The 10,819-nt window shown below is 54.3% G+C and carries 11 protein-coding genes; 7 read left to right on the top strand and 4 right to left on the bottom strand.

Annotated elements, in window-relative coordinates:
• Nucleotides 1-8: 8 nt before the first annotated feature.
• Genes CAF74_RS28475 through CAF74_RS28495 form a run of 5 tightly spaced genes read left to right on the top strand, consistent with a single transcriptional unit; the run spans nt 9 to nt 4,738 of the window.
• Entirely contained in the window at nt 9-1,712 is a 1,704-nt protein-coding gene (locus CAF74_RS28475) for a copper resistance system multicopper oxidase (RefSeq protein ID WP_085748573.1), read from the top strand.
• Between the two features lie 11 nt (nt 1,713-1,723).
• Entirely contained in the window at nt 1,724-2,614 is an 891-nt protein-coding gene (locus CAF74_RS28480) for a copper resistance protein B (RefSeq protein WP_085748574.1), read from the top strand.
• A gap of 31 nt (nt 2,615-2,645) precedes the next feature.
• On the top strand, nt 2,646-3,020 hold the full coding sequence (copC, locus tag CAF74_RS28485; RefSeq protein ID WP_085748575.1) for a copper homeostasis periplasmic binding protein CopC: 375 nt from the start codon (nt 2,646-2,648) through the stop codon (nt 3,018-3,020).
• 3 nt (nt 3,021-3,023) lie between these two features.
• On the top strand, nt 3,024-3,887 hold the full coding sequence (copD, locus tag CAF74_RS28490; RefSeq protein WP_085748576.1) for a copper homeostasis membrane protein CopD: 864 nt from the start codon (nt 3,024-3,026) through the stop codon (nt 3,885-3,887).
• 59 nt (nt 3,888-3,946) lie between these two features.
• Nucleotides 3,947-4,738 carry a transporter substrate-binding domain-containing protein gene (locus tag CAF74_RS28495; protein ID WP_176240523.1) on the top strand — a complete coding sequence of 264 codons (792 nt, stop codon included), beginning with the start codon at nt 3,947-3,949 and terminating at the stop codon, nt 4,736-4,738.
• A 3-nt stretch (nt 4,739-4,741) separates the two neighbouring features.
• Here the strand turns inward: CAF74_RS28495 and CAF74_RS28500 are convergent, their stop codons facing one another.
• Together CAF74_RS28500 and CAF74_RS28505 are read right to left on the bottom strand one after the other, a co-directional pair.
• Complete coding sequence (locus CAF74_RS28500) at nt 4,742-4,951, bottom strand: hypothetical protein (protein WP_085748578.1); 210 nt, start codon at nt 4,949-4,951, stop codon at nt 4,742-4,744.
• Nucleotides 4,952-5,103: 152 nt separating this feature from the next.
• The gene (locus tag CAF74_RS28505; protein WP_007955862.1) at nt 5,104-5,463 is read right to left on the bottom strand and encodes a DUF6124 family protein; all 360 of its coding nucleotides are present in this window, start codon (nt 5,461-5,463) and stop codon (nt 5,104-5,106) included.
• A gap of 741 nt (nt 5,464-6,204) precedes the next feature.
• Between CAF74_RS28505 and CAF74_RS28510 the strand changes: the two genes are divergently transcribed.
• Both CAF74_RS28510 and CAF74_RS29165 read left to right on the top strand, forming a co-directional pair.
• Entirely contained in the window at nt 6,205-7,290 is a 1,086-nt protein-coding gene (locus CAF74_RS28510; protein WP_085748579.1) for a DUF262 domain-containing protein, read from the top strand.
• Nucleotides 7,283-7,915: an MAE_28990/MAE_18760 family HEPN-like nuclease gene (locus CAF74_RS29165; protein ID WP_139832940.1), complete on the top strand. Its 633-nt coding sequence runs from the start codon at nt 7,283-7,285 to the stop codon at nt 7,913-7,915. The genes CAF74_RS28510 and CAF74_RS29165 overlap by 8 nt, the downstream gene beginning before the upstream one ends.
• 127 nt (nt 7,916-8,042) lie before the next feature.
• On the opposite strand, the gene CAF74_RS28515 is transcribed toward CAF74_RS29165, so the two are convergent.
• Together CAF74_RS28515 and CAF74_RS28520 are read right to left on the bottom strand one after the other, a co-directional pair.
• On the bottom strand, nt 8,043-9,212 hold the full coding sequence (locus CAF74_RS28515) for a hypothetical protein (protein ID WP_085748580.1): 1,170 nt from the start codon (nt 9,210-9,212) through the stop codon (nt 8,043-8,045).
• 206 nt (nt 9,213-9,418) lie between these two features.
• A complete protein-coding gene (locus CAF74_RS28520) occupies nt 9,419-10,180 on the bottom strand; it encodes a hypothetical protein (protein WP_218189663.1) in 762 nt (253 codons plus the stop codon).
• Between the last annotated feature and the right edge of the window lie 639 nt (nt 10,181-10,819).

The following is a 10,819-nucleotide window of genomic DNA, read 5'->3' on the forward strand; positions in this document are numbered from 1 at the left end:
TCCAGCGCATGCCTTCCACCACCTCAAGACGCACCTTCGTCAAAGGCCTCGCCGCCGGCGGTCTGCTCGGCGGCCTCGGCCTGTGGCGCACACCGGTCTGGGCCTTGAACAGCCCCGGCCAGGTCAATGAGCTCAGCGGTACCGATTTCGAGCTGTTCATCGGCGAAACCCCGGTCAACTTCACCGGCCAGCCCCGCACCGCGATGACCATCAACGGCAGCCTGCCCGGCCCGCTGCTGCGCTGGCGCGAAGGCGATACCGTGACGCTGCGGGTGCGCAACCGGCTCAAGGACAGCACGTCGATCCACTGGCACGGCATTCTGCTGCCGGCCAACATGGACGGCGTGCCGGGCCTGAGTTTCAAGGGCATCGAGCCGGGTGGCGTGTACGTCTACCAGTTCAAGGTTCGCCAGCACGGCACCTACTGGTATCACAGCCATTCCGGCTTGCAGGAGCAGGCCGGGGTCTACGGGCCGCTGGTGATCGATGCGCGGGAACCGGAACCGTTCCACTACGACCGCGACTACGTGGTGATGCTCAGCGACTGGTCCGACGAAGACCCGGCCAGCCTGATGAAGACCCTGAAAAAACAGTCCGACTACTACAACTTCCACAAACGCACCGTCGGCGATTTCATCCACGACGTCGGCGAAAAAGGCTGGGGCGCCACCGTTGCCGATCGCACGATGTGGGCGCAGATGAAGATGAATCCCACCGACATCGCCGACGTGAGCGGCGCCACGTACACCTTCCTGATGAACGGCCACGCCCCGGATGACAACTGGACCGGCCTGTTCCGCCCCGGCGAAAAACTGCGGCTGCGGCTGATCAACGGCTCGGCCATGAGCTACTTCGACGTGCGCATCCCCGGCTTGAAAATGACCGTGGTCGCCGCAGACGGCCTGCACGTCAAGCCGGTCAGCGTCGACGAGTTGCGCATCGCCGTGGCGGAAACCTATGACGTGATCGTCGAGCCCGCCGCCGACGCCTACACCCTGTTCGCCCAGGCCATGGACCGCACCGGTTACGCCCGAGGCACCCTCGCCGCCCGCGCCGGTTTGTCGGCTCCGGTGCCGGCGCTGGACCCACGCCCGCTGGTGACCATGGACGACATGGGCATGGGCGGCATGGATCATGGTTCGATGGACATGAGCGGCATGGATCACTCGAGCATGAACATGGGCCCGATGCAGGCGCACCCCGACAGCGAAAAGGACAACCCGCTGGTGGACATGCAAGCCATGACCACCGCGTCGAAACTCGACGACCCCGGCCTCGGCCTGCGCAACAACGGTCGCCGGGTGCTGACCTACGCCGACCTGCGCAGCACCTTCGAAGACCCGGATGGCCGCGATCCGAGCCGCACCATCGAACTGCACCTCACCGGCCACATGGAGAAATTCGCCTGGTCGTTCAACGGCATCAAGTTCTCCGACGCCGATCCGCTGCGCTTGAAGTACGGCGAGCGAATCCGCCTGGTACTGGTCAACGACACCATGATGACTCACCCCATCCACCTGCACGGCATGTGGAGCGATCTGGAAGATGAAAACGGCAATTTCCAGGTGCGCAAACACACCATCGACATGCCGCCCGGCTCCCGCCGCAGCTACCGCGTCACCGCCGATGCGCTCGGCCGTTGGGCTTATCACTGCCATCTCCTGTACCACATGGAAATGGGCATGTTCCGCGAAGTGCGGGTAGAAGAATGAGGACGCCGACCATGACTCGATTTGCCGCGTTTTCGTTGTCACTCCTGTCGATGGCCCAAGCCTTCGCCGCCAGCGACATGCAGGGCATGGATCACAGCCGGATGGCTGATATGCAAGGCATGGATCACAGTCAAATGACCGACATGCAGAGCATGGACGACGGCATGATGCAGCCCGCCGCGCCGACCGAAAGCCGCACGCCGATCCCGGCACTGACCGACGCCGACCGCGCCGCTGTGTTCACCAGCCACGCCGGACACCAAGTCCACGACAGCGCCATCAACACTTACTTCCTCGCCGACAAACTTGAATGGCAGGACGCCGACGACGCCAGCACCCTGGCCTGGGATTTGTCCGGCTGGATCGGCGGCGACATCGATCGGCTGTGGCTGCGCTCCGAGGGCGAACGCAGCAACGGCAAGACCGAAGACGCGGAAATCCAGGCGCTGTGGGGCCACGCGGTTTCGCCGTGGTGGGACGTGGTCAGCGGCGTGCGTCAGGACTTCAAACCCGGCGCTCCGCAAACCTGGGCCGCGTTCGGCCTGCAAGGCATGGCGTTGTACAACTTCGAAGCCGAAGCCACGGCCTTCATCGGCGAAAACGGCCAGAGCGCGGTGCGGCTGGAGGGCGACTACGACATCCTGCTGACCAATCGCCTGATCCTGCAGCCGACCGCCGAACTCAACGTCTACGGCAAAAACGACCCGCAACGCGGGATCGGCTCGGGCCTCGCGAACACCGAAGCCGGGCTGCGCCTGCGCTATGAAATCCGCCGCGAATTCGCGCCCTACATCGGCGTGACCTGGAACCGTACCTACGGCCGCACCGCCGATTACGCACGGGAAGAAGGCGAGGATCGCAGCGAAGCGCGACTCGTCCTCGGCGTGCGGATGTGGTTCTGAATCCCTTCAAAAAACAACACCGAGGTCTTGCATGCGCACATTGAAAATCTCACTCGTCCTCGCCAGCGGTTTGCTCCTGAGCACCCTGGCCCAGGCCCACCCGAAACTGCTGTCGTCGACCCCGGCCGAAGGTGCCGACGGCGCGGCGCCCGGCAAGATCGAACTGCGTTTTTCGGAGGATCTGCTGACCCAGTTCTCCGGCGCCAAACTGGTGATGACCGAAATGCCCGGCATGGCCCATTCGCCCATGCCGATGAAGGCCAAAGTCAGCGCTGGCGGCGACCCGAAAACCATGCTGGTCACCCCGCTCGCGCCCTTGCCGGCCGGCACTTACAAGCTCGAATGGCGCGCAGTGTCGTCGGACACGCACCCGATCACCGGCAACGTCACGTTCAAAGTGAAGTGAGCGATGGCTGAACTGATCAACATCCTCCTGCGTCTGGCGCTGTATGTGGATTTGCTGCTGTTGTTCGGGCTGGCGTTGTTCGGGCTGTACAGCGTTGATGCGGTGCTGCGGTTTCGGCCGATGCTACGCGGGATGGCGTTGATCGGGGCGCTGCTGTCAGTGGCGGGACTGGTGCTGATGACCCGCGCCATGAGTGGCGAAACGGAGTTCGCGGCGCTGTGGCCGCACCTGCAAATGATGGTGCTGGAAACCGACGTCGGGCTGGCGTGGACGCTGCGGATGATTGCGCTGATCGCCGTGGTGATCTGGCCGGGATTGTGGCTGGCATCGATGGCCGGCGCCGTCGCCCTCGCCTCCCTGGCCTGGAGCGGACACGGGGCGATGGATAACGCGTGGCATCTGCTCAGCGACATCCTGCACCTGCTCGCGGCGGGTGCGTGGCTGGGCGCCATGCTCGCGTTGATCTTGATGGCGCGGCTCGACGCATTGTGCAGCGAGGCGCGCATTCGTTCGCTGGCGGATTCCGTCAAACGCTTCGAAGGCGTCGGCGCGGCGATTGTGCTCATCCTCTCGGTCACCGGCGTGGCGAATTACCTGTTCATCGTCGGCCCGACACTGGGCGAAGTCCTGCTCGGCACCTACGGGATTCTGCTGGCGATGAAGGTTGTGTTGTTCGGGGGCATGCTGGTGCTGGCCGCGTTGAACCGCTTCCACCTCGGGCCGTTGCTCGAACAATCGTTGCGCGCGGGGCAGCATCAGGTGGCGGCAAACGCCTTGCGCCGCAGCGTGGCATTGGAGCTGGTGATTGCACTGTTGATCGTGGGACTGGTGGCGTGGCTGGGCACGTTGAGCCCGGAACCGGGGTGACACCCGGCAAACCCATTCACTACACTGGCCCGCACCTCCACTGCACAAGCCCGATCTCCATGACAATTCCAAAAAGCACGATGATCTTCTGCGGCCTGCTGGCCATGGCCGGCGCCGCCCAGGCACAAGAATCGGCCTCGCACCTCGACACCATCCAGCAACAAGGCCAGTTGCGCGTCTGCACCACTGGCGACTACAAGCCCTACACCTTCAAACGCCCGGACGGCGGATTCGAAGGCATCGACATCGCCATGGCGCAAACCCTGGCCGACAGCCTCGGTGTCAAGGTCGAATGGGTGCAAACCACCTGGAAAACCCTGATGCCGGACATGCAGGCCGGCAAATGCGACATCGGCGTCGGCGGCATCTCGGTGACCCTGGAGCGCCAGAAAAAAGCCTTCTTCAGCAACACCCTCGACGTCGACGGCAAGATCCCGCTGGTGCGCTGCGCCGACCAGTCCAAATACCAGACCATCGACCAGATCAACCAGCCGAACGTGCGCCTGGTCGAACCCGCCGGCGGCACCAACGAAGCCTTCGTCCACGCCTTCCTGCCCAAGGCGCAACTGGCGTTGCACGACAACGTGACCATCTTCGAGCAACTGCTCGACAACAAGGCCGACGTGATGATCACCGACGCCTCCGAAGCCCTCTACCAACAGAAACTCAAACCCGGCCTGTGCGCCGTCAACCCGAGCCAGTTCATGCAATACGGCGAAAAAGCCTACCTGCTGCCGCGCGACGACATCAGCTGGAAACTCTACGTCGACCAGTGGCTGCACCTGAGCAAAGTCACCGGCAAATACCAGAAAGTCCTGAGCGAATGGATCGCCGTACCCGCGGCCCAGTAAACCTCAGTCGTCATGCATCAGGCCGGAGCTGTACTGGTTGAAACTGTTACCGATATTGCTCCCGCCAAACTTCAACGTATTCACGTTACGCGCCTCCGGCGACTGACAGTCGCTGGAGAAACAACTGGTGGTGGTCAAGCCACCGGAACCGGAACAGGCGCTTAGAACCGAAACGGTTGCGACGATCAATAGCGCTTTGAATGGGTTGTTCATGGTGTGTGGCGCTCGGGTGGGGTCGGGATCTTGTAGAGGGATCGTAGGCCTGTGCGGGTGGCGGGAAGATGAAACTTGCGGGGGTTTCAGCGTGGGTTCAGGTTGAACCCACGCCTGACGATCAACCCTCCACCGCAGAGGGTTGCCCGAACCTACTTCGGCTCGACGTTATCCAACGCCTGATTCACCGCCAACGACCCCAACATCACCAACTGCGCAATGCCGATGGCGGTTTTGCGGTGGGCGGGTTCCAGGGTGGCGGCGAAGTTGTTGAGCATTTCGGAGGCTGAACCCAGGGATTCGCTGGCATTGGCGAGCAGGGATTCGGTGTCGTAGGCCGGGTTGGCGAAGTACATCGGATCGTGTTGGGTGTGGCTGCCCATGATCCGTTGTTGTGGGGTGAGGTAGTGATCGAGGGCGCGCTCGGCGGCTTCGTTCAGGGTTCGTGAATCGGGGAATTTGTAGGGGGAGACTGGATCGGTTTCTGGTGGGTTGGGTGTTGGTTTGAACATTGGGTAACTCCCGACGGATAAGAGGTTAGGAGCCGCCACCTTCGCTACCAAACTAGGGTGGAGGCCATACGCAGGTTGGTAGACCGGCCGTCAGGAACCCCGGCGCATCCGAAGATGCCCTGCGCATGACCACCATAAAACGAAGGCACTGAAAGCCTCCGCAAGACAGTAGTCTTGTGCTTCTGACGGAATCCGGGCTACCAAACCCGATCACTGGTTTTCAGTGACCCAGGAACGATAGAACCCCCGTGCTAGAGGCACAAGCCGGCGGATTCTGTCTTAGGTGTAGGGGGTGACGCAAGGTGGTGTAGGGCTTGGATTACGAAAGAATGAGTCATTTAAACAAGTGAGTTTTGGGTTTAAAACAGACTCGGAGATTCATGACTTGAGAGGCTGCGCCTCTACCGCGCGCCTCACTGAAATCAGGGGTGTGTTGGGAAAAATAATGACCCTAAGCTAATAACTCAGTGAAGATCAGGAGCAAAGTTGTCCTCCCATTTCCGCCCCAAGGAAGGGTACAACTATTTTTCTCGAATTTTCGCAGAGTGTATTTTTCTCCTCCCCACCACAGTGCTCACGTACTGGCCGAGGTAAAGATTTCATTTTTCGCACCATGCCCTGATTGACAGCAGCGAAGAGAACACCGAAAGTCAAAAGGCATGAGTGCTGGCGTTCTGATCTCAAAAAATACTCAAGGATCGCGCTAGTAGCATTTTTTAAAATTTTTTCGGGATTTAATATATGGATATTGTAGAAGCAATCGACCAAAGCATTGGCGAAGTGAGAACAGAATCTCTAGATTTGAGCTTCGGCGAAATCGTCAACCTTCACTCAAGTAAAGAACTTATCATCCACCCAGATTACCAACGACTATTCCGCTGGTCCGACGATCAAAAATCAAGACTAATAGAATCCATAATCTTAGAGCTTCCCGTACCGCAGATTTTTGTCATTGAAAATGAAAATGGAATACTGGAACTGATTGACGGACTACAGCGCGTCAGTAGCGTCATCCAATTTATGGAGCCCGAAAAATTATCGATGGAGCCGCTAGTACTAACCGGTTGCGACTTGATAAAGGAGCTAAATGGGAAGTGCTTTTCCGATCTTCCACTAACAGTTCGATTAAGAATAAAACGTTCTTCCGTCAGAACGATCATGATCAAGAGGCAGAGCAAACCATTTCTAAAATACGAAATGTTCAAACGGTTGAACACCGGTGGCGCTATACTTGCTCCACAGGAGATAAGGAATTGTTCCGCCCGCATGATTGGAACAATGGGAGATAACTTCTATAGCTTCCTGAAAGACTGTGCAAGTCTTCCACAATTCAAAGCATGCACGGAAACTCTTTCCCAATCAGACTATGATAAAAAAGGGGACGAAGAGCTTGTACTAAGATTTTTCGCCACGAAAAATTCATCTCATACTTTCAAAGGAAGTGTACGAGACTGGCTTGATACTTATATGGAACAAGTTCTCCTAGAAGAAATCCAGTTTGACTTTAATGAAGAAATGAGGGAGCTATCTAATCTATTCGAATATCTCGCAACCTCATTAGGAGCTGGTGCTTTTGTCAAATATCGCGGTGAAAGCCCAGTTGGAGCACTTGCACCAGCTTACTATGAAGCAGTCAGCATAGGGGTTTGGCGAGCGCTTAAAACCAACCCTGATATCAATCCAGACACGGTTCGCCTTTGTATAATCCAAACAGTTCAAACTGAGGAGTTCCGAAGCAATACTGGCCCTGGAGCGAATTCAAAAGAAAAGTTAGAGGGTCGAATTTCAGCTATTGAACGTGTGATTGGAGAGGCACACCGTGCCTAGTTTATCGGAAATACTAGAACTTGATCTTAACTGGAGAGAGAGTGAGCTTGCGTCATTCAAAGCCGCCATACTTTCTTCCGATCGAAAAACGATACGTGAAAGCGCTCTACTCCGAGGAGCCTGGGCCATTCTCTATTCTCACTATGAAGGTTTTTGCAAATTTGCTTGGGACTCATACCTTGACGAGCTAGAAAAAAAACAAGTCCCACGCTCACAACTTTGTGGTGATATGGCCGCACTCTCTTTGCGAAAAAGTTTCAAAACACTAAGGGGCGCTCTCAGTGATAAAGATTTATGGGAGTTTGGAAACAAAAAATTCTCTGAACTACAGAGTACAGTTGCAACTTTTGAAGAAAAATTAGATACCGACTCAAACTTGTGGCCAAACCTCTACAGAGAAAATGCTCACACTCTAGGCATTCAACCCACATACATTGATAAATATGCAACACAAATAAAAACCTTAGTATCTAGACGGAACGATATTGCACACGGTCAAAAAATGATAATCAAGGACATTCAAGAGTATGCCGAATATGAGAGCGCAGCACTCCTAGTCATGCATGATCTTGCATTATGCTTAATTGAGGCAGCCGAATCAGAGTCGTACAAACTCAAAGCGTAACCAATACAAAATCCAAAAAACTAAAATATGGGACTGATTTATTTACCACCTAAACATCAAAATAATAAATCCGTCCCTTTTTTCCGCATAGTTTGGTACCCACCCAGAAACGACGACTACTACCGAATCAAGGCTCCGCCGCTTTGAACACGGCGCGAAAATCTGCGATCTGGTCTGAGAACAAAACCCCGAGCTTCCCCGTCTTGATATTCATACCGAGGTCTCGCTGACTGGCAATGTGTTCGATGATCTCTGCATAATCTGGGGCGAGCCTGCCTACAAGATAATTAATAAAGTCCTCGATCACCTTTCGGTCTTGCTGAATCGTATCAAATTTAATTGATCGCAAAGAAGCGCCAATAGACTCGCTCCACATATCCTCATATTGGAGAAACAAAGGAATCTTTCCTCGAAAATAAACATCTCCCATCGCGAGTTTCGGTATCTCTATATTCCCATGTAAAAGGTCATTCCGGTCATTCATTAAAGTGTGAAATGCCTTGCACTCTTCTGAGGAATAATCCACCACACTCGAAAATCCGATACAGTGCACGGACAACATTTGCACCCGAACATCAATTGGCTGACGGACGACGTTTTGAAATAGGCGATCGTTAACCTTAATCTCGGAACGGGCAAGTACGAATATGAGAAGATTCACAAATGATTCGGCCAGCACGGGTAGCATGGCACGGAGACCAAACACAAGGCCAACGGCGGAGCTATATCGCTCGTTTAGAGCCTGCCAGCGATATTTAAACTCTTCATAGTCAGTGCCTTCGCCTGGATGAGGCAGTCGGTCCCTACGTGGATCAATATCTAGCATGTCGAGCTGCTTAAAATTCTGCTCAACCGAACTCTTTATCCTACTGTATGGATTAAAAAATCTGGTCCACTTTTCAAGCTCTAGCCGAAAAGCAGATATTTTCTTTCCATAATTTTTGAAATCAGACTTAATCTGACTTATAAACATCTCAAGAGTTAGACCAGAATCAACAAAATCCCCTATCAAGTGAACCTCGGTTCGAAAATTCATACCCAAAATAGAAACGACACCCCGCTTACTAGCTAGAGTCCACTCCCAATGAATTAAGTTATCCGAATCATCTTTTCTCAAAAAGTTCTGAATACCGTTTGGCTCTCCGTATTTTGCATACAGATAACAGTAGAGATCAATCGGCTTTAACTCATTTACAAACTCCCACCTGAACCCACGCTTCGGCAATTTCCCTCCGAACACAATATTTTTTACGCAGTGAGGGTGCGGTGCTTCCAGCTCAACAAAAAAATTTTCCATGGCGCGCTCCATTGCTTGGTCGCTTGAAAAAACAATAAAAACAATGGGGACATAAAACAATGGGGACAGATTTATTGATCATAAAACAGCAAATACCCCTCTCTCTGTTCACTACCTTATTAGTAGCATTCGAGAAGATAAATCTGTCCCCCTTTCGCTGTCCTCCTTCACTATACCGGGGTCTCAGGCGTACTCCCCTCCCGCTACTAGTCGACATGCTCCGTGATAGGAACCATCACCGACCCGTCCTGCTCATCGTAAGCAATTCCGGCCCCGTACTTGTACCTCTCTGCCTGCTGTCGAAGCTCCTCCGTGTCAGCTTCATACAACGTAAACCGGTATTTTTTCGTATAAGACGCCGAACCTGGGGCAGCGATGACAGAGAGCGTGAACACGTACTCTCCCGTTTCCCAAATAAAGAGCTTCCGAAACAGCTCCAAGAAAGGAGCGATCATTTGTGGTTCTGCTTCCACCAGTTCTCTCCTTTCCGGCGGCTGGGCGTCTATTTTCTGCCGAATATCGGCTCTCAACCGCGCTAGGTCGCCCCGATACGCCTTATCAACCTGACGTTCAAAATTATTAAAAAAGGTAACGGCATGCGCCCAGCTGTCCCCTGGCTTCAAGAAAAAAGGAACGAGCAAAACAGTCGACGTTGACGAAGGCGTTTCAAAGTATGCCTGCGCATGAAGCGTTACCAGAGGCTGACCATCCCGTACCAAGTCAAGATGCATGGAACGAATTCTCAAGCTCCGTCCACCTGAATTGGTTATCCCTACGACCAGTCCTAGGTTCGGATTTCCTACACGATGGGTCAGCTGAACGCGGCTGTGAACTTCAACTTCTAAGCGACGAGGACGGAGTAGCAAATGAATCGGAGGGAGCTGCGACAAAATCACGGCAAGAACCGATACTACCAACGACCAAAATTTCCAGTCGGTATAGAACGGCAATGCAATTTCATTGGCCAAAACGATTCCCTCCACACATACAGGCGCTGCAAGTGCCCCTAACGCCACGCCCTGACTTTCGCGCACGGATGCATGACGAACTGACAGTGATTCTAGAAGTAGAAAATTGAAATGCACTATTTTCCTTCAGAGCGTTGCCATGCAAGGGCTACAAATTGATCAAGGATCCGTCAAGGAATAGGAAAAGCGCATCTCGGCTTAATCAGAATTTTTTAAAATGCGAAAAAATATGCGTTTTATACTGCCCTACCCAGCAAAACCGTCTCCTCCCACCTGTTGCTTCACGGGCACCAATCTAAACAACCAAGGGTCAATTCTTCATTTTTTACAAAGCGTGACACGCTGTGCAATCGCCAACTACCCCCCCTCCAGCCCAGAGTCAGCATGTTTGCGAGGCTCAATTGCGCACTCCTCACCCTTGCACAAAAAAACATGCAAAGCCGTTGGCGTAGAGGGGGATAAGTGCTTTTTCAAAGGATTTATTCTTGAAAACAGTATTTCCCTGGGACAGCAAAATTGCCGCCGATCAGCCTCAGAAGAATGTGGACTGACTTATTTATCAGTGCCCGTCTACAAGCCCCAAGCCCCGTCAGCAAAGCATTCAGGTCCTCCCCAAGCCCCACCCCACCATTCCTGATA

The organism is Pseudomonas sp. R45(2017), from assembly GCF_002112305.1.
GTDB lineage: Bacteria > Pseudomonadota > Gammaproteobacteria > Pseudomonadales > Pseudomonadaceae > Aquipseudomonas > Aquipseudomonas paraglycinae.